13 protein-coding genes are annotated in these 20781 nt (G+C 61.3%); 7 read left to right on the top strand and 6 right to left on the bottom strand.

Going from position 1 to position 20781, the window contains the following annotated elements; translation table 11 throughout:
- Positions 1-152 precede the first annotated feature (152 nt).
- From G7009_RS20415 to G7009_RS20400, 4 genes are all read left to right on the top strand, one after another.
- Positions 153-314, top strand: a complete 162-nt coding sequence (locus G7009_RS20415; protein WP_181131907.1) for a hypothetical protein — start codon at positions 153-155, stop codon at positions 312-314.
- A gap of 1231 nt (positions 315-1545) precedes the next feature.
- The gene (locus tag G7009_RS20410; protein ID WP_258198002.1) at positions 1546-1686 is read left to right on the top strand and encodes a hypothetical protein; all 141 of its coding nucleotides are present in this window, start codon (positions 1546-1548) and stop codon (positions 1684-1686) included.
- A 399-nt stretch (positions 1687-2085) separates the two neighbouring features.
- On the top strand, positions 2086-2946 hold the full coding sequence (locus G7009_RS20405) for a CAP domain-containing protein (protein WP_181131906.1): 861 nt from the start codon (positions 2086-2088) through the stop codon (positions 2944-2946).
- Between the two features lie 199 nt (positions 2947-3145).
- Positions 3146-8029, top strand: coding sequence for an NEL-type E3 ubiquitin ligase domain-containing protein (locus G7009_RS20400; protein WP_181131905.1), 4884 nt, complete (start codon positions 3146-3148; stop codon positions 8027-8029).
- A gap of 42 nt (positions 8030-8071) precedes the next feature.
- Here G7009_RS20400 and G7009_RS20395 read toward each other — a convergent pair whose 3' ends face one another.
- Positions 8072-10576: a UvrD-helicase domain-containing protein gene (locus G7009_RS20395; protein WP_181131904.1), complete on the bottom strand. Its 2505-nt coding sequence runs from the start codon at positions 10574-10576 to the stop codon at positions 8072-8074.
- A 428-nt stretch (positions 10577-11004) separates the two neighbouring features.
- Here G7009_RS20395 and G7009_RS20390 point away from each other — a divergent pair, with 428 nt between their 5' ends.
- Entirely contained in the window at positions 11005-11703 is a 699-nt protein-coding gene (locus tag G7009_RS20390) for a pirin family protein (RefSeq protein ID WP_181131903.1), read from the top strand.
- A gap of 126 nt (positions 11704-11829) precedes the next feature.
- Positions 11830-12720: a universal stress protein gene (locus G7009_RS20385; RefSeq protein WP_181131902.1), complete on the top strand. Its 891-nt coding sequence runs from the start codon at positions 11830-11832 to the stop codon at positions 12718-12720.
- 13 nt (positions 12721-12733) lie between these two features.
- Here the strand turns inward: G7009_RS20385 and G7009_RS20380 are convergent, their stop codons facing one another.
- A complete protein-coding gene (locus G7009_RS20380) occupies positions 12734-13477 on the bottom strand; it encodes a phytanoyl-CoA dioxygenase family protein (protein ID WP_181131901.1) in 744 nt (247 codons plus the stop codon).
- Positions 13474-14343: a putrescine utilization regulator PtrR gene (ptrR, locus tag G7009_RS20375; RefSeq protein ID WP_181131900.1), complete on the bottom strand. Its 870-nt coding sequence runs from the start codon at positions 14341-14343 to the stop codon at positions 13474-13476. Before ptrR ends, G7009_RS20380 begins: the two co-directional genes overlap by 4 nt.
- 105 nt (positions 14344-14448) lie before the next feature.
- On the opposite strand from ptrR, the gene G7009_RS20370 reads away from it, so the two are divergent.
- A complete protein-coding gene (locus G7009_RS20370) occupies positions 14449-15840 on the top strand; it encodes an aldehyde dehydrogenase family protein (RefSeq protein ID WP_181131899.1) in 1392 nt (463 codons plus the stop codon).
- An 85-nt stretch (positions 15841-15925) separates the two neighbouring features.
- Here the strand turns inward: G7009_RS20370 and G7009_RS20365 are convergent, their stop codons facing one another.
- The 3 genes from G7009_RS20365 to G7009_RS27530 all read right to left on the bottom strand — a co-directional run.
- Positions 15926-17830 (bottom strand): acyltransferase family protein, encoded by a 1905-nt coding sequence (locus tag G7009_RS20365; RefSeq protein ID WP_181131898.1) that lies wholly within the window; start codon positions 17828-17830, stop codon positions 15926-15928.
- Positions 17831-18082: 252 nt separating this feature from the next.
- Positions 18083-20335, bottom strand: a complete 2253-nt coding sequence (katG, locus tag G7009_RS20360) for a catalase/peroxidase HPI (RefSeq protein ID WP_181131897.1) — start codon at positions 20333-20335, stop codon at positions 18083-18085.
- A 266-nt stretch (positions 20336-20601) separates the two neighbouring features.
- Positions 20602-20781, bottom strand: a 180-nt coding sequence (locus G7009_RS27530) for a hypothetical protein (RefSeq protein WP_219856706.1), incomplete at its 5' end; no start/stop codon positions are given.

The raw sequence follows: 20781 nt of genomic DNA, 5'->3' as shown, positions 1-20781 counted from the left end.
CATCGGCGCAGAGAGCCTTCATATGACTGGAGGGTGCGCCCGCGCGTTCACTCCATCAATCTTTAATGAACGATGAACAAATCGACTGAACGGCCGTCCCTCCCGGCAGCCTAACGCAATGCCAGGCAAACCTGTGCCCTAGGAGGTAGAAAATGTCAGACCCAAGGCAAATCGATGGCGATCGGACGCCTGATCCGTACGTGGACGAGATTCCTCATAGCCCCGGCGACACCATTCCCCATCCCAACCCTGAAGAGCAGGCACCTGAATGGCCTGAAGGCCAGGTACCACCAGAGGAGCAGTCCGACGGTTGATCGTTCTGCACAGTCGGCATGGGACCTGCCCTCACGGGTAGGTTACCGGCTCCCGACGTTTTTTCTGGCATGCTGGAGCGCCACAAAATGACTCTCGACTTTCAATCATCGCGTTCAACCTGATTAGCGCTAGTCAGGAGCGTGGGACCACCTGATCATATTCCTGCTCAGTTGGGCTCTGTCGAGGGCAATCCTTGTCGTGTCGTTGTTGTTCATGGTCTCTCTTTGGCACACAGATAGCCCTGAAGCCTAATGTCAGTCAGTTAAGCCCCACAGTCTGCAATGGGGCTGCTTCGCACCCCTTCGCGGGCAAGCCCGCTCCCACAAATTGAGCGCTGAATTCAGGAACTGCGCACTTCTTGTGGGAGCGGGCTTGCCCGCGAAAGGGTGCGAAGCAGCCCCATTGGCCTTGACTGAAAAGCATTAGCCCTGAAGCCCGCTATTTTCTCAAACACTGGGTAGCCGCTTGAAGGTCCAGTAGAACCTGACGAGCGTCAGTCATGTTCTGCTTTATGACTGCTAATTTTTCGCCGAAATAGGGGTTTCGCTTGAATCCACCATACAGACTGCTTTTTGAATGGAAGGAAGTTTCAATAGAGTCGCTCTGTAAATTCACGTAGCGAACACATGCCTTATCCATGCTTTTTGTAATCGCCTTTCTTCTCTGAAAGTTTGCATGCACCGAAAGGTCTCTTGGAGTTTCTTGCGAGGCATCTCCTGCAAGAAACTGCAAAATTGTTGCTGTTCCCTTCATCGACACCGTTTTTCGAGTTTTTACAGAGCCAAGTCTGGACGGGGTTACCGAGCAATTGTGCTGAAGCGCACGCCTGTGCGAAACAATAACTCACTTAATCCGTTGATTTTGCAAACGATCTTTCGCATGGATCACCCCTGAGCAAGAGATTCCATTAGTGCTTGAGAGCCCTCTACAGATTCCATGCACCATAGAATCTTGTATGGCAGCTCTAGAAGTTTTTGTAAGGCTGATGGCCTATCGCGGGACAAGCCCGCTCGCCACCGGTGCGCGGTGTAGCTAAGACACATCCCCCGGTGGCGAGCGGGCTTGCCCGCGATAGGCCATCAGCTTCACAGAAGATTCCAGAAGCCGAAGACTAATCTCCAGCATTTGAATTGAATAGTTTTCCTTGACTGACCGGCAGATGAGTATCCCAGCAACCATCACCCAGAAGACCTGGAGCCCTGCGGGTACGAAGCTCGACTCCAGCCTGGCATGGCCCTGTGCGTCGAGGCCTATGTCGGTGAAGTGGGCGGACGCGACGGGATCAAGCTGGAAAGTCAGCTCCTGGGCACCGAGCAAGGTTGCGAGGTGCTGACCTACTACCCTTTCGACGACAGCTTCCTGAGGGACTGAAATGTTCCGAGCTCGGCAGCCCTAATGGAAGCTCGCCTGCCAGGCTAGCCTTGGCCGATGTCGTGCGCACCCGGTATGGTGCGCTGAAAGCCTGGACCGTTGGCCGTCTGGATGGGCGCGCCGACGGAACAGCGGGAGCCGTGCAGAGTCGGACGATAAGCACAGGCCCTGCCGCGACGGGCCTGACTGCAGGATTAAAGAGCCTCGGGCATGCCGGGTTTTCGGTACAGGCTGTGACTTGTCAGGTAAACGCTGCACTTTTCACTCAACCGGTGGTCTACTTCAACCTTTGCCCTGCACGAACGATTGTCGCCCTTGCCTGCTTTCGCGCACGAAGCGCGGTCAGGCAGACAGCGCAGGGCCAGCAGAGCATTCATGGCCAGTCATAGGGAGATATTCATGCGCGTGCCGCCATTCGTTGCCTGCCTGGTAGGCCTGCCGCTCGGCCTGGCATTCTGCGCCAGCGTCCAGGCCATGACGGGAGACGAGGCGCAGTTGATCGAGGCGATCAACAGCTATCGCAGCCAGGCCCAGCGCTGTGCCAGCGGCGGATCCTTGGAGTTGCCCCCATTGAACAGCGATACCCGCCTGGCGCTGTCACCCGAAGGCACCCGGGACCTGCAACAGGCCATGACCCGAGCCGCCTATCCGATGGTCAATGTCCAGGCCATCAGCCTGTCCGGTCCCCGTGATGCGCGGGCAGCCATGAACGTGATCGAGGAAAGCTTCTGCCAAGTGGTGCTGGACCCGCAGTTCGTCGACATCGGTGTCAGCCAAGAGGGCCGCGACTGGCGTATCGTGCTGGCCCGGCCACTGCTCAGCGGTCGCTTGGGCGACTGGCAGACAGAAGGCCAGAAACTGCTTCAGGAAATCAATGCCGCTCGTGGCCTGCCCCGACAATGTGGTGGGCAGCCGTTCGCCGCCGCGTCCCCCTTGAGCTGGAACACTACCCTGGCCGGTGTCGCCGCCACCCATACCCGAGCCATGGCCAACCAGAATTTCTTCGACCATATCGACCGCGACGGTCGTACTCCAGGCGATCGGGCGGAACTCGCGGGTTATCTCTATCAGCAGGTGGGCGAAAACATAGCGGCGGGTCGCGATACACCACGCAAGGTAGTCGATGGCTGGCTGGCGAGCCCCGGCCACTGCGCGACCTTGATGAACCCGGCTTTCCGGGAACTTGGCGCGGCGTATGCGGTGGACCCGAAAAGCGATGCAGGCATCTACTGGACAGGCCTGTTCGGCATCGCCCAGTAAGGGTCAGGAAACTAGCCTGGTGCCGCGCGGCAGATCGTCGGATGGCCACCACCAGACGCGAGGGCATCTCGCGGTCTTGACTCGTCGCTTGTTTTCCGGCGCCGAGCGTACTGGCTGCATGCATGGGTAACCGTTATATATCACCCTCCGACAGGCACGACCGCTTTACATGGGCCCTCCTTCAATACGGAGATACCCCATGCAGACGTCCCTCTATCACCAGGCACAGATCGTTCGCACCCTGCCTGCCTGGTCCAAGCAACTAAACCCGACGCAGGCCGCGCAGGTCATGCGCCACGTTCGCAAGCCGCACTTGGACGAGACCGGCAATCCTGCGTCCTGGTACGGTCTTGCCAGCATCGAGCTGCGGACCGCCCTCGATGCAGCGATGAAGTCGCAGGCGGACAGCCGTACACAATTGGCCGCTGCCCTCGAAGCTCTGCAAGGAATCAACGATTTCTGCGAGCCGCTTCTGCAACAGCAGCTGGGTGACGGCATCGCGGTCACCCAGGCGCAATACCGGTACCAGCCATTCGAATACATCAACACTCTGGTGGAGCCACCCCCGATGGATCTGCCGCTTGCCCCAGGCATCCAATATCCATCCGTACAAGTGCGGCCGGTCGGCGATCCGCAGAGGCGCAGCCTGCTGGAAGCCGCCCTGCATAATTTCGAAGGACTGGAGCAGGCCGGCGAACTCAGCGGCCTGGAGCGCAGCCGGACGGACACCACCGCGCTGGAAGGCCTGTCCCTGCATCGCTTCGTCAGCGTATGCCGCCAATTGGATCTTGGTCAGCGTTACCAGCAGCACCTGCGCGAGGTCTATGACAACGATGAAACCCAGCCCGCGCTCAAGGCCGCCTCCCTGCGTGCCTGGCGCGATGAGCTAAGGGTACAGACGTTGATCGCTTTGATGCGCGGCCTGCTCAGCCAACCGGGTTGCCAGGCCCTGTTGCGGCTTTGCGACGGCGATCGGGCGCCCGACTACGCGGGCCGCCCCATGGTGTGCGGCGCGCTGACCATGTTCGGGATAGTGATCCATGACGTGCTCTTGATCCGTACCGACGAGACGGATCAACAGAACCCCTGCATCGTCTACGTCCCAGGTGACGAAGAGCGCCCGGTCAGGGAATATCCCCATCCGCAAGGTTTTGCCCGCGACCTGACTCGCCGTCTGATCAAAACATCGTTTCGCAAAAGCTTCCTGCGGTTCGTCAGCCAGAAGGACCAACCCACGTTCTCTCGTCGCTTGCTCGAGGCCTTGTTCGAAGAGAGAGAGCACGCCGGAGGAACCGTGCTGGCACCCCGCGCCAAGCCTGCGATGAAATTCGACGAGTCGACGATGCCCGCCCAGCCCTGGTCGGTCCTGTTCGAGGCGCATGTCGAGCGCTTGAAGGAAGACGCGCGAGCGATCGTGGTACCGACCGCCGAGGTCGACGCCACGGTGCGTGAACGCAGGCTGCAGCACTGGCTCGAGCTGGGCCTGGACGTCCTCAATGTGGCGGCGATGTTCGTACCGGCGCTCAACGTGGTGGCGCTGGCGGCCTCGGGGTATCAGCTACTGGGCAATGTCTTTCACGCCTATGCCTCCTGGCAGGACGGCGACGCGGTCGAAGCGATCGCGCAGGTGGAGTCGCTACTAGTCGCCGTGGCCAGCACGGGCGTGCTGATCGGTGCAGGTGTCGTCCTGAAGACCAACGGTTTCATCGACACCATGGAGCGTATCTGGCTGGATGACGAGGAGTTGCTCTGGTATCCCGACCTGTCGGGCTATCGGAGCACCCGCGTGCTGCCCCCCGCGCTGGAGCCTAATGATCTCGGCCAATACCACTTCGAGGGCAAGGATCATATTCGTCTGGACGGCAAGCTGTACGAGCAGTACCAGGACAGCGATGGCCACTGGTATGTTCGACACCCGACGAACGACGCCGCGTATCGTCCTCGGCTTCTCCACAATGGAGCTGGCGCCTGGTCGCTGGCGCATGAATCGCCGCTGGAGTGGACCGACGCGCTGGCCGCGCGGCGCATGGGGCCGCTCGCCGATGGCCTGGACGACGATGAATTACTTGCCACCTTGGCCGCCACGGGTACCGAGGAAGGTGTCTTGCAACGCATCCATCTGCGCAATGGCTCACCCCCTGCCCTGCTGGCCGACACCCTGGCCCGCCTGCAAGCCGACCACGGCACGAACCGCATCATCGAGGCGGTTCGCGAGGGAAAGCCTCTGGTCGCCCACAGGAATTTTGCCTTGTCGGCCTTGACCAACCTGCCGGGTTGGCCCGAAGACCATGTCCTCAAGGTGTTCAGCGGCGCAGAACGCTGGGGCGAGGCTACCCGCTACGGTACCGCGACGCAGTCGACTGCCATGGCGATCGAGATTGCCCGAAGCGAGCTCGAACAAGGCGAGCTGGCAACGGCTGTCCTCAGTCAGATGGAAGCCGAGGATATCGATCGACTGCTTGGCCCGACAACGTCCTTGGGGTCACGCGTACAAGCGTTGCAGGATGCCCTGGCAGATCGTTTGCATGGGCAACGCCAGGCGATATTCGAGCAGATCTACCAGGGCCATGCAGAACCGCTGGGCCTGGCCGAGCAGTGCCTGGCCCGCCAGTTCCCAGGCCTGTCGCGGTCGGTGCTGGAAGAGCTGGCGAGCCACGCCAATAACGCGGAACGTGCGCAGATGATCAGTGCCAATGGGCGCGTTCCATTGCGCATCCTTTGTGAAGCGCGGTTGATGCAGGCGCGTCAGAGGCTTGATCGAGCGATCATCGGTATCCTTTATCCCGACCTGGCCACCAGCGATACTGTGCGCCTTCTGGAAGGGCTGCGCGTCGAACATCCACAGGACAATGACAAGGCACTGTTCGAGATCGCGGCGAAGGACCGCGTCAATGCCGCCCGGTTGATCGGCCAGCAACCGATACAGCCTGGTTTTCGCTCGCCCCTGCGCCTGAGCGATGGCCGTATTGGCTATCCACTGAGCGGCAGAGGAACACGCGCACGCGCACGCACCGTCGATCAGCGCCTGCAGGAACTCTACCCGGAGCTTTCCGGATGGGCCCGGCGCAATCTACGTAATCGCCTGCAGCGTGAAGGCGACCTCGGCGAGCAGATCGGTCGGCTGGAATCCGAGCACTGGGCACTGACGAGCCAACTGGACACCTGGGTTCGACAGGCACCCGACCTGATGACCCAGCATGATCGTGAAGCCGCGCGGGATGTGTTCCTAAGTGCCTGGCGCCAGCAGGACGGCGAATTGCGCAATACGCTCAGGCTGGAGAACCTGGAATTGCCCGAACTGCCGGCTATCACGGCGCGTTTCCCGCATATCACCCACCTGAGATTGCGCAATCTCCAACTGCGGCGACTCGATCCCGGGTTCCTGCACGCTTTCCCTGGCCTGAATGCCATCGAGGTGGCAGGCAACCACGATCTGGATACCGAATCGCTGTTTCTCGCCTTGCGTTCGCGACCGCAGCTGCGCGAAGTCCATCTCATCAATGTGCCGATCCAGGCCCTGTCCGCCGAAGCGCACACGACCCTGGCAGCGATGAGCGACCTGCGTTCGCTGCAAATGCGCGCCTGCCAGCTGAGCCTTACCGACGCAGACCTGCGGTTGCTCGCTCGCACTCCCTTGGAATTCCTCGACCTACGCAGCAACAACATCACGCTCGACGCGCAGATGGCCTCGAGATTCCAGGACATGCCGCACCTGACGTTTCTGGACCTGGGTCACAACCGCTTGGGCGTTGCGCCAGATATCGGTTTCATGGGTCTGCTTCGGCGCCTGAGGTTGGATTACACCGGTATCACCGAATGGCCACGAGGGCTCACCACCTTGATGAGCCAGCGCAACTTCCAGCTGCGTTTCCTGGACCTGGACGGAAACCGGATTACCACGGTGCCTGATCTGGACACGCTCGTAGTGACCCCCTTGGCGCTCGGCGTACAAGCGCAACCACACTTTGTGGAATGGCACTTCAACTACAACGGCCTCGAACCGGAAGCCTCTCGCCGCCTGGGAGAAATCGGCGTCTCAGTATTCGAACATGAGCCCGAGGCACCTGCGCAGGCCCAGCCAGTGATATGGCAAGCCTATGCGCCGCCGGGCAGCGAGCACCTCTGGAGTGAGCTGTTCGATGCCGATGGCAACCGTGACCTGTTGCTCGTGCTCGATCGGGTAAGCCACTCGGCTGAAGCGCAACAGAATCCGGACGGGCTGGCCAGGCGGGTCTGGACGATGCTGCAGGAAGCGGCCGCCGATCCGACCCTGCGTGAACGTCTGCTGGAGGTAGCAGACGAATTTCCGATCACTTGCGGCGATGCCGGTGCCGATGCCTTCAGCGCCCTGGAGATCGAAGTGATGGTGCGCGATGCCGCGCTTGCCGGACAGGATGAAGGCGCCGGCCTTGCCCAGGTATACCGCCGTATCTACCGCCGCGAGCAGGTCAACGACCTGGCCCAACGCATCGGCTCGCGCCGCCTGATCCGTCGCGCGGCCCTGATCGATCGGCTTGCCAGCCCGCCGGACCTTGATCCCCTGGACGATCTGGACGATGCCGACTTGCTGGCCGGAGCCGTCGATGACATCGAAATTCGCCTGGCATTGCGTCAAGCACTCGCGGCATCCCTCGACTACCCGGAACCCAGCCACGGCATGCTCTATCGAGCCACGGCGATGATTTCCGACTCGATCATTGCCAATGTCGAGCGCGCCGCGCGCGCGCTTGAGGTCGACGACCAAGCCCGGCGTGCCTGGTTGCTGCGGCAACCCGGTTGGGCCAGCTACCTCAAGCGGGCCCATGCCTCCAGGTTCCAGGCGATCAGCGAGCGCTGGAGCCTGGGCAGCGATTTTCTCGAGGAATGCCTTCAACCCACCGAAGAAACCCTGGTGCCCCTGGCCCCCGAGGTGTTCGAAGCGTTAAGGGCGGTATTGCCCGATCTGGCCCAGGACGCAGAACATCGACCGAGCCTTTTGCCGCTGACTGACGGGCTCTACACCACTGCGCTCAAGGCCCTGCAAACGGGCTTGCTGCAAGCCCAGGACGACCTGCTCGACGAGATCACTCGAAACCTCGGCTGAGTGGATAACCGACCGCAGCCGCCCTTCTCGGTCGGCTGCGCGTCACTGTCCGCGCAGGTCTTCGAAAAACGCCTGCCGGCCCTGCACCTGACTGGAGGCGCGAGGCAACTGCCTTGCCTCGTCGCTGGCCTGCTCCACATGCCAATAGCAGTGGCTGATCGCCCGGGTCACGGCGACATAGGCCAAGCGCTGGACCTCCTCCTTCTGCGCCGTATCGAACGGCTGCGCATCGCCCGTCCGCCCCAGGTCGGCCAGGCGGTAGACCTGATTCTTGTACGGCGAACTGGTCAGGTAGCTGCAATCGCCCAGCATGAATACCGCGTCGGCCTGCAGTCCCTTGGCGCTGTGGTACGTCAACATACGCAAGCGGCGCTCGGCAGGCGGCAAACTGGATTCCCGCTGAACCACAGGCAACAAGTGCTGCGAAATCAGTGCCTTATCACTACTTTTTCGATACAGCATCATGACGGTTTCACCGTTCTGATAATGCTCGATCAGGGTCTGCGCCAACCCCGCTTCGTCTCGATCCATGACCCTGACCGGCTCGAGAGGTCGTTCGGCTGCCGGGCCGCAGGCCTTGGCCTTCTTACCAGGGATCGATGGCGTCCCTTTGACCAGGTGTTCCGCGGCATCGATGATGTGTTGATGGCTGCGATAGTTGTCGACCAGCATGACACGGGTATTGGCTGGCGAAGGAAAGGTCTTGGTGAATTCCATGAAGTACTTGGGCGAGCTTCCGCGCCAGCCATAGATCGATTGCCAGTCGTCTCCCACACACAGCAGCGAGGAATGCTGGGCAATGCGTCCGATATGCATGGCCGAGCCTCGACGACGAATTTCGCCCAGGCAAGCGCGCAACCAGCTGACGATCTGCGGCGAGACATCCTGGAACTCGTCGATCATCAGATGCGCCAACGGACGCAGCAATGGATCGGGCAGCAGACGAAGGTTCTCCGGGCTGTTCTCGCCGAACAGGGCGAACATGCGGTTATAGCTCATGATCGGTGGCGACTGCGCCAGCAAGTGCGATTCGAGCGCCTTCCAGTACAGGCTCAAGGCCTCGAAAAACAACGCATCGGTATCACCCGGCGGAAAACTCATGCCACCGACGGCCACCGCCACATCGAGACCGAGATTCTCGATGAAGTTTGCCGCGGCCACGAAGGCATCGAGCAGCGGCGCGGGCGCCAGTTCGCCCTTGACCTTGTACTCGAAGCCAGGTCCTGCCACCGCATCTCCCGCAAGGGATGAAGCCAGGCGTTTAGCGCTGGCATAGTTTTCCAACCAAATCAACGGCTTATCGCAGAAAGCTTGAAACAGGGTGCGCTTTATCACCCATTCGGCCCACACCGGTAACTTTGCGCCAGGGCGCTTGTATTGCTGGCTCTCTACCGGGTCGAAACCCAGAACCACCCAGGCGTCCAGTTCTGTCAGGTACCCATGGACGTGGAAGCGGCTGCCACGGATTTCCACGGTATCCCGACAGGGTTCGACACCCTTGATCGGCCAGACACCCGCGGCGAACCAGAGGTCCTCGATCACATCGCAGAGTTCCTCGTCCCGTTGCGCCGACAGTTGCGTGACGGCCACACGCTTCTGTACGTCGGGATGATCGGGATCCAGGGGCTTGAGCTGCAAGGCTTCGCGCCGCAAGCCGCCGATGAGCTCGGCAAAACGTGGGCTGCCCTGCAGCAGATCGCGGTAGCACAGATTCAACTGTTGCCGCTGGGCGTCGTTGATACGCAGGTCGAAAGGGTTGCTGTCGGCATTGGCTTCGGCGCCTTCGGGAAGCTCGCTGCCGAGGGTCTCGAAGGCACGCACCTGGCCGAAACCCGGGAGGCTGCGGATCAGTGGCAGGATGCGGGAATGGAATGTACGCACCAGTTCACGCGCTTGAGGCTGGCTCATGGGCGCCTGCCAAAGGTCGAACAGCTGGATCAAGCGCTTGATGAAATCCTTGCGCGATTCGCGGGTGAAGGTAACTACTGTCATGGCGTCCAGCTCGTAGCCCAGGTACTGGCGTAGCAACAGGATACGCAGGACCAGCGACGTGGACTTGCCCGCGCCTGCTCCCGCCACCACGCAGGTGGACGGCGTCTCGCTGAAGATCATTTTCCACTGCGCCGCACTGGGCTGCGCTTCGACAGGCAGGCGCTGAGCGACGTCGGTCTTGAAGCGCTTCTTCAGTTCGGCGGTCAACGGCAGGCGCCAGTCGTCGAAGAGCTTGTCGTCCTGGCCAGGTGCGCCATGTCCCTCGGGTCGGCTGTCACGAATCACCAGGACCTGACGGCCTGCTTCATAGCCGTCGACCCGTCCACGATCGTAACCTTCGCGCAGGCCATCGGCATGCCCGGCGCGTTGGCCGGTGGCATGGCCGAGGAACCATGAATCACGGTGTTGCGCCTGCATCCGGCTCAGGCCTCGCCCCAACACGCGAGCGACGAGGCGTCGGAACCAAGGCAATTGGGCTGGCGGCATCAGCTCGGCCGAGCCCTGGGGATGGTCGTGGGACACGCTCACTCCACTTGAAATTGAACGAGGCGTCATGGTGGCGGAATCCGCCGCAAGCTGCCAGCGATTGCTTGGATATCAGTGAATTAGCCGCCCAAGTGCATGTTCGATCATAGGATGTCTGACGCATACGGGAGACTTCATGGTGTCGTCAGCCTCGGTATGCACCCCCTTGATCCTCTGTGACGCAGATGGCCTCATCGCGGGACAAGCCCGCTCGCCATCGCTATCTCATGCCCCAGTGGCGAGCGGGCTTGTCCCGCGATGAAGCCATCTGCATCACCAAAAATTTGGAAGCCGAACGCCAAGACTCCGCCAGATAAGCAGGCTCCTTGACGCGTTACTAGTGCGGTCGCCCTGTATAAATCGATAAAGCTGATAATTATTAGCCGATATTTACGCTTAAATTCGATACTTCAAAAGCGCATCATTGCTCCATCTCAACGATTCAACGGAGCAAGATCATGCTGCAGCTCAGACCTTTCGTAGCACTTGGCCATGCCAATCACGGTTGGCTCGATGCCCATCATCATTTCTCCTTCGCCGAATACCACGATCCCGCTCGCATGGGCTGGGGCAACCTGCGGGTCTGGAACGATGATCTGATTGCCGCTGGCAGCGGTTTCCCACCGCATCCGCACCGGGACATGGAAATCATCACCTATGTCCGCGAAGGGGCGATCACCCACCAGGACAGCCTGGGCAACAAAGGCCGCACCGAGGCCGGCGACGTGCAAGTCATGAGCGCCGGAAGCGGCATCGTCCATAGCGAATACAACCTCGAATCGGTCGACACACTGATCTTCCAAATCTGGATCATCCCGGAACGTGCCGGCGATGCGCCGTCCTGGGGCGTTCGGCCATTTCCCAAGGGAGAACGCGGCGAAGGCTTCGTGACCCTCGCCAGCGGTCGTGCTGGCGATGAAGAGAGCCTGCGGATCCGTACCGATGCGCGCCTGCTGGCGGCTACCTTGGGAGCGGGCGAAAAAACAGAGTTCCACTTGGAACCAGGCCGCAAAGCCTATCTCGTATTGGCCAAGGGATCGATAGAAATCAACGGGTTGCGCGCCAATGCTCGAGACGGTGTAGCTATCGATGATGAAACAGTGCTCAGTGTCGAAGCGCTCGAGGAAAGCGAAATCGTCCTCGTCGACGTTGCATGAGGTACAGGGGTCGATCGACGATGATCGGCCTCCCTGTCGGTGATCGGGGGACTAGACTCAAGAGTGGAACCGGGCGGGGCCGGGATATCGTAGTGTATCGGGGGTTTTCGCACCGGGAGGTGTGGGATGAGCCAGTTCAAGCGATTGTTGGTCATGCTCGGGCCGCAGATGCGCCATACCCCTGCCCTGCAACGAGCAGCGGCGCTGGCACAATCGAACGGCGCGCTGCTGGATATCCAGGTGTTCGTCGATGACATCGATACCTTCGGCCTGATGGGCGAGAGCCAAGCGCGCGATCGTCTGCTCGACGACAATCGGCAATGGTTGCTCGATGAGATGGAGCAGATGCGTGACCTTGGCATTGACGTATCGACCGACCTGATTCTCACACGTGACCTGTTGGACAGCACCCTGCAGCGGATCGAGCACCTGGGTTGTGATCTTGTGGTCAAGGATGTTCAGCATGAGCCGGCGCTCAAGCGCCTGCTGGTCACGCCACTGGACTGGCAGTTGCTCAAGGAAAGCCCAGTCGCGGTACATCTGGTCAGCGAGATCCGCTGCCCCTTGCCCCGACAGATAGCCGCCGCCGTCGACCTCGCCAGCCTGGGCGCCGGAGAACACCTCGACCAGCAGGTCATTGGCGCAGCGCATGCCTTGGCCTTGCAATGCAACGCCGAGATGCACCTGCTGCACGTCTGCGATGCAGCTCGCACCCACCTGGCCGATTTCGGGGCCGGTACAGTGACCATGCCCGGCTTCGATGGCAGCGTGCGCAAGGCACAGCGCATGGCATTCAATCGCTTGGGCGATCATCACGGGATCGCGCTGGAGCATCGCCATTTTCTCGAAGGGCCCGCCACCCAGGCGATTGCCCACTATGTCAGTCACAGCCGCACCGATGTGATCGTCATGGGCACTCACCATCACGACGCGCTGCGCACTTTCCTGGGTGGAACCACCGCCCATGTCGTCGAGCATCCGCTGTGCAATGTATTAGCTATCAAGGCGCCACGCTGAGCCGACACGCCGCTCAATCGTATTCGGCCTCCGCATGCTCGCCCAGGAGTCGACGCTGCCGGGGCGTGGCGGCAGCGATCACGCGGGGGTCGAACTGCCATTGGAGGTAAGGCGAGAACTTCTGGGCGACCATGCGGCGCCCATAATGCACTTGCAGCATGTCGCGGGCATGGTCACTGCCATTGGCACCTCCGGCATGCCAGAGCTCGCTGCGAAATACCAGCACATCGCCTGCCCGGCACAAGATGGGGCGTGCCTGCTCTCCCCGCCAGCCGCATTCGTCGGCCAACGGCGCCCGCCCCGCCCGGTGACTGCCCGCGACCACCCAGGTAGGCCCGATGGTTTCATCGATATCCGTAAGGTACATCTGGGCCGTGAGGATCTGCATGGGCAGATGAAAATCGGCCCGTGCCCAGACCCATTCCGGCAGCGCCATGGCCAGGTGATCCAGGTGCAGATCCATGCCCGGATAACCGGGATGGCTACGCCACGCGGTCTGACCGATGACATGACAGTCGTCTCCAAGGCAGGCCTCGGCCAGGTCGATGAGCGGGGCAAGATCAAGGAACGGCAGCCACGACGGATCCCGATTGAAGACGCACTTGTAGTGCTCGAGCAACCCTTGATAGTCCCAGTGCAGGGGCGTCAAGCCATCGATGGCGCGGCGCAGACCGGCGATCTGGGCGTGGTCCAGGACGTCGGGGATCAACACGAACCCCTCGTCATGCAAGGCACTGACACAGGCATCCAGTTTCATGAGAGCACGCGATACTCCTCCAGCAACTTGACGAAGGTGCTCAGGCTGCGCGACACGGTGCCGCGACGCCAGACCAGCCAGGTCTTGAGATAGCGGAACTGCTCCGACAACGGCCATACGCTTACCGTACTCGCTCCAGGCATGCTGTCGAGCATGCTGCGCGGCATCAGAGCAAGCCCGGCACCGGCACTGACGCAGGCCAGCATGCCATGGTAGGACTCCATCTCATGGATCTTGCCCGGTACCGCCTCGTCACGCACGAACCAGCTTTCGAAGTGGTGACGGTAGGAGCAATTGGCTCGGAAAGCATAGATGTTCTCGCCATTGACATCACGGGCACGGGTCACGGGGGTATGGTTGAGCGGACCGATGATGACCATTTCCTCCTCGAACACGGCCATGCCTTCCAAAGTCGGATGCAGCACCGGGCCATCGACGAAGGCGGCCACCAGGCGCCCGGCGAGGACCCCTTCGAGCATGGTCCCGGAGGGACCGGTGGACAGATCGAGGTCGACCTTGGGATAGCGCTGGTTGTACGCCGCCAGCATCCCCGGGATGCGCACCGCCGCTGTGCTTTCCAGCGAACCCAGGGCGAAAGTGCCTTGCGGATCCTCGCCTGCCACGGTCAGGCGTGCCTCATGGACCAGGTCAAGTATACGTCGGGTGTATTCGAGAAAGTTCCAGCCCGCCGGGGATAACCGCAGGCGATGTTTTTCTCGAATGAACAGCTCAACGCCCAGGTCCTGCTCCAGCTGCTTGATACGCGTGGTCAGGTTCGACGGTACCCGATGAATATGCTGGGCGGCTGCACTGATACTGCCTTGCTCCGCGACGGCCTTGAAGATCTCCAGCTGCACCAGGTCCACAGTCGTTCTCCAATCGTGAATGTTTCGCTCATTATTATTCAGTTTTCAACAAACCCCCAGCCCATTAGTCTGGATATCACCAAAGCCAACAACGAGAGTCCAGCCATGCCTGAGATCAGCAGCCTGACCCATGCCATTTCCGTCGACCCGCACAACGGCGAACGGATCGGCCATTACGTATTCGATACCGACGCCGAGCTGGAAGCGGCGCTGCAACGCGCCAAGGTCGGTTTCGCGCAATGGCGTCGAGTGTCGCTGGTCCAGCGCAGCGAGTACCTGGTCGCTCTGGCTGACGCACTCCAGGCCAATATCGATGCACTGGCCACGATGATCACCCGCGAAATGGGCAAGCCGATTGCCCAGGCACGCGGCGAGGTCGGCAAGTGCGTGAACCTTTGCAAATGGTACGCCGAACATGGCCCGGCCATGCTCGCCGCCGAACCGACGCTGGTAGAAAACGACAAGGCGCGTATCGAGTACCGTCCCATGGGCTCGATCCTGGCCGTGATGCCTTGGAACTTCCCGATCTGGCAGGTGCTGCGTGGCGCGGTCCCAGCCCTGATCGCCGGCAACACCTACGTCCTCAAGCATGCGCCGAACGTGATGGGTTGCGCCTATCTGCTGCTGGACGTCTTCAAGCAGGCCGGCCTGCCGCAAGGCGTGTTCGAGGTACTCAACGTCACTCCGGACGGCGTTACCCGAGCCATCAACGACCCGCGCATCGCCGCCGTCACTCTGACCGGCAGTGTCCGCGCCGGCATGGCCATCGGTTCGCAGGCAGGGGCGGCTTTGAAGAAATGCGTTCTGGAGCTGGGCGGTTCGGACCCCTTCATCGTACTGGCCGACGCCGACCTGGATGCCGCCGTCAAGGCCGCGGTCATTGGCCGCTATCAGAACACTGGCCAGGTCTGTGCCGCTGCCAAGCGCATGATCGTGGAACAAGGCATCGCCGCCGAGTTCACGCGCAAGTTCGTCGAAGCCACGCGTCAGTTGCAGGTCGGCAACCCGCTGGATGAGGCCACCTACATCGGCCCGATGGCCCGCTTCGACCTGCGAGACGAGCTCGACGGTCAGGTTCAGGCAACCCTGGCCGAAGGCGCCACCTTGCTGTTGGGTGGCAAGAAGGCAGACAGCGCGGGCAACTACTACGAACCGACCGTGTTCGGCGACGTGACCCCGAGCATGACCGCCTTCAGGCAGGAACTGTTCGGCCCGGTGGCCGCCATCACCGTTGCCCGCGACGCCGACCATGCCGTGGAACTGGCCAACGACAGCGACTTCGGGCTGGCTGCGACCATCTACACCGCCGACGCGGCCTTGGCCGAGCGGATGACCGAAGCGCTGGATACCGGTGCCGTGTTCATCAATGGTTACTGCGCCTCGGATCCACGCGTCGCGTTCGGTGGGGTCAAGAAGAGTGGGTTCGGCCGTGAGCTGTCGCACTTCGGCGTTCGCGAGTTCTGCAACGTGCAGACCGTGTGGCTGGACCGCAACTGACCAATCGCTCGAAGAATCCGCTCGCGAACGCGTCACGAGGCGCCCCTGTTACAGGGGCGCCTCGTGACGTCGGCGAAGCTGCAGGTCAGGACCTCGCCGGCGGGTCCTTGAGCAACGAGAAGCCCCTGTCGAGCAGCGTCTTGCCGATGTAGCGGGAGCCCACTTCATTGAGGTGGGCGTTATCCAGGTACAACAGCTTGTCGTCGATCAACGGACTGCAATGCCCCTGCGGGCAGATAACCTGGTTGGGGTCGATGAAGCGCACCTGGGGAAACTTGTTGCGGATGTCGGTCCAGTAGTGAGGTCGGGCAGCCTGCAAGGCGTCGCAGTGGCGTTTCGGATTGAACATCAGGCGGCGGATGGGACAGGTGGCCGCATCTTCGATGGGCTGATTCTTGAAGATGACGATGACCTGCCCGCTGTGCTCGACAGCGCGTTGGATACTGGCTTCGATCAGTTCCTCCGCGGCTTCGTCGCGCGGCCAACTCCCGGCCAGCACGACATAAGGGTAGTTGTTACGCTCGATCAGATCGTATACACGCTCGTTGCGTCGCTTGCAGTGCTCGGCATAGACAGGAGGCATGCCGCCACTGTATCCCAGGACCGGCAGGCAATAGTCGACGGTATAGTCCATCAGGCTGATATTGTCGGGCCGTGCCAGGATATCCACCATCCCGCTGAAATGATTGGCGAACGAGTCGCCGACCAGGATTCCGTCGATCGCGGGCTTCGGCGCGCCAAGGCGGCAATCGCCATTCGGCGCTGTGCCATACAGGGCGTTGGCGACGTGACAACCGCGGCGGATTTCAGCGGGCTTGTCCTGTGTCATGGCTTCCAGGCGCTCGACCGTGGGATTGAAGCGCTGCGGGAAACCATTGAACGCCTGAGTCAGACCGGCCAGCAACATCAGGCACAGCGCCGGCATCGCGAAGCGCCGGCTGACCACCTGGGTGAAGCCTAATCGCGCGCCCGAGCGGCGGAACGGCTTTTCGACATAACGCCAAGTCAACCACGCCAGCAGCACCGCGATAACCACCACCGCGCTCGCCAGGGTCAGGCTGATCGGTATGTCCAGATAATTGAGGTACGCGATGAGCGGCCAGTGCCAGAGATACAGCGAATAGGAAATCAACCCGACGAACACCATGGGCCGGCTACCCAGCAGCGTCGCCGTCCGCCCCCCAGACCCAGCGTGGATCAACAACGCCGCGCCCAGGCATGGCCATAGCGCGTTGATCCCTGGGAAGGCTGTGTCTTCTCCGATCAGCAGCAGCGAGGCGCCGATCAACACGTATCCCACCAGGCGACACGCCCATGCCTGGGCCTGGCCTACCTGCGGTGTCCGTTGCAGATGCCAGATGCCCAGCCACCCTCCCAGCATCAGTTCGAAGAAGCGCATCGGCAGCAGGTAATAGGAGGCTGTGGCGAACACGCCGGTGGCATATTCGGACAGACCGACTGCCAGCACCACCCCCACGCCCAGGATCCATAGCAGGTATCGCGGCGCGAATCGGTAGACCAGCAGCACGGCCAACGGCCAGATCACGTAGAACTGTTCCTCGATGCCTAGCGACCAGGTATGCAGCAGCGGCGCCTCACCCGCGTCGGCGGCGAAGTAATTGCCGTACTTGACCCAGATGAAGAGGTTCGACAAACCCAGCAAGGCGAACAGTGCGTTGGCGTTCAGCCGCGCGAGGTCGAGCGGTGAGAGCAACAGGGCGCCGATTGCAACGCATGCCAGCAGGACCGTGGCCAGCGCGGGAACGATGCGATTGATACGGCGTTGGTAAAACTGCCTGAGGGAAAAACTGCCCGCACGCACTTCCTGAAATACCTGCGAGGTAATGAGGTAGCCGGAAATGACGAAGAAAATATCGACGCCTATGAACCCACCTGGCAACACACTCGCGCTAAGGTGATGGATGAAAACGGCGATCACCGCTATTGCCCGCAAGCCGTCTATGTCGGCGCGGTAACTAACTTGGCGCATGGAATGTGTCCCTTCTTGAACGAGCTGCGCAGGAATTAAGGCAATGTGCCACTCCTAGGTGTAGCCCTGAATCTCTCATTCGCCAAGGGCATTAGTCAAATATTCGTCTATCATCCGAAAAAGTCAGTATAAAGGCACCGAAATAGTCAGTTTTTTGACTATCTCACCTGTTCAGTACAGCGTACCCACCGTCATCTGTTGGCATCCGCACACCCGAGCGGCCCCCCGCGCGCAATGCGCGGGGGGTCGAGCTTATGCCAGGTCGAAGCGATCCAGTTCCATGATCTTCACCCAGGCGGCGATGAAATCCTTGGTGAATTTTTCCCGTCCATCGGCACTGGCGTAGACCTCCGCCAAGGCACGCAGTTGGGCATGGGAGCCAAACACCAGATCGACGCGGGTTCCTGTCCATCTGACTTGCCCGGTCCGCCGATCGCGGCCCTCGAAGCGCTCGTTATCTTCCGATACAGGTTGCCACTCGGTCCCCATGTCCAGCAGGTGAACGAAGAAGTCATTGCTCAAGGTGCCCGGCTTGTCGGTGAACACTCCGTCCGAACTCCCCTCCGCGGTAATCCCCAGCACCCGCAGGCCGCCGACCAATACCGTCATCTCGGGCGCACCAAGGTTCAGCAACTGCGCCTTGTCCACCAGCAGCTTTTCGGCGGCGACCTTGAACCGGCCCTTGGAAAAATTGCGGAACCCATCGGCCTGAGGCTCCAGGAAGCCGAACGACTCGACATCGGTCTGCTCTTGCGAAGCATCCATCCGACCCGGCCGGAACGGCACACTGAAGCTGTGCCCTGCATCCTGGACAGCCTTTTCGAGGCCCGCGCTGCCCGCCAGGACAATCAGGTCGGCAATGGAAATCCTTTTCCCACCGGACTGAGCACCGTTGAATTCGCCCTGGATCTTCTCCAGCACCTGGAGCACCTTGTCCAGTCGCTCTGGCTGGTTGGCCGCCCAGAACCGTTGCGGCGCCAGGCGCAGGCGACCGCCATTGGCTCCGCCGCGCTTGTCGGAGCCGCGGAAGGTCGAAGCCGCCGCCCAGGCGGTGGATACCAGTTCAGGCACGCTCAGGCCAGAATCCAGGAGCTTGGCCTTGAGCGTCGCGATATCCTCTTCGTTTACCAGCGCGTGGTCCACATCCGGTATCGGGTCCTGCCAGAGCAATTCCTCTTCGGGCAGTTCCGGGCCGAGAAACCGTGACAGCGGACCCATGTCACGATGAATGAGCTTGTACCAGGCTCGCGCGAATGCGTCGGCGAGCTGATCGGGGTTGTCCTTGAAACGGCGCGCGATCGGTTCGTAGATCGGGTCGAAGCGTAGCGCCAGATCGGCGGTCAGCATGGAGGGTGCATGACGCTTGTCGGGATCGTGCGCATCGGGAATCAGATTGGCGCCCTCGCCGTTCTTCGGCTTCCACTGGTGCGCCCCGGCTGGGCTCTTGGTCAGCTCCCAGTCGAACTTGAACATATTCTCCAGGTACTCGTTGCTCCATCGTGTCGGTGTCGAGGTCCAGATCACCTCCAGGCCGCTGGTGATGGTGTCCGGGCCCTTGCCGATACCATGGCTGTTCTTCCAGCCCAGGCCCTGCTGTTCCAGGCCTGCCGCTTCCGGTTCGGCACCCACGGCAGTCGCAGGTCCCGCGCCGTGGGTCTTGCCGAAAGCGTGGCCACCGGCAATCAATGCCACGGTTTCTTCATCGTTCATGGCCATGCGACCGAAGGTTTCGCGTATGTCCTTGCCTGAAGCGACCGGGTCGGGGTTGCCTTCGGGACCTTCGGGGTTCACGTAGATCAGGCCCATCTGCACCGCGGCCAGCGGACTCTCCAGGTCGCGACCTGGCGCGTCGTTGCGACTTTCTTCAGTGCCGTGCAACTGCGGCTCGGCGACGAGCGGGCCTTCGCCGCTGCCGGCATAGCGCACATCACCGCCCAACCAGGTAGTTTCCGACCCCCAGTAGACCGCCTCGTCCGGCTCCCAGACATCCTGGCGGCCACCGGAGTAGCCGAAGGTCTTGACGCCCATCGATTCCAAGGCAACGTTGCCGGTGAGCACCAGCAGGTCGGCCCAGGAAATGTTGCGACCGTACTTCTGCTTGATCGGCCAGAGCAGACGCCGGGCCTTGTCCAGGCTGACGTTGTCCGGCCAGCTGTTGAGCGGCGCGAAGCGTTGCTGGCCGGAACCGGCTCCGCCGCGGCCGTCGGCGGTGCGGTAGGTCCCTGCGCCGTGCCAGGCCATGCGGATGAACAGCGGACCGTAGTGGCCGAAATCGGCGGGCCACCACTCCTGGGAATCAGTCATCAGTGTCCGCAGGTCGGCCTTCAGCGCGGCAAAGTCCAGGCTCGCGAACGCCTTGGCATAGTTGAAGTCAGGGTCCATCGGGTCCGACTTCTCGGTGTGTTGATGCAGGATGTTCAGATTGATCTGGTCGGGCCACCAGTCGCGATTCCGGGTGCCGCCGCCCGCAGCGTGAAGGAACGGGCATTTCGATTCGTTCGCCATCTGCTTGTACCTTTGGGGTCGGTTTCTTGGTTCGGCAGGGCCACAGGCTGCTGCTGATCCTCATCGGGTGTGTCGGTCTCTGTCTTACAGGCTTGTCCCAGCGCCAGATGGCCGGGTGCACAAAGCAGACGGGGCGGTTTACGGCCGGGTATCCAATGGACGCGCTCTGATCTGCCATGGTTATCAAGGGGTGCCGAAACAAAGACTAGTCAACCTGGAGAAGACTTCTAATAGAGCGAACATTGAGGCTTGATAGACGAGATCTCTTAGCCGGACGGTTTAGGGCATCCAAATCTGCCTAGGGTCAGGATGCAGGCCCTGAACGAGCCCCATGAAAGACAGGACACCGTTCCGCCCTTAAGATAAGGGATAGGCAAACGGGTATGTTTATGACTAACAGCAACGACAAGGGTGGCGAACTGCTCGGCCAGGAACGCCGACGCCGC

Origin of the sequence: Pseudomonas capeferrum (assembly GCF_013523055.1) — a bacterium.
In the GTDB taxonomy this organism is placed as follows: domain Bacteria; phylum Pseudomonadota; class Gammaproteobacteria; order Pseudomonadales; family Pseudomonadaceae; genus Aquipseudomonas; species Aquipseudomonas capeferrum_A.
This window is presented reverse-complemented; position numbering and strand designations above follow the sequence as displayed.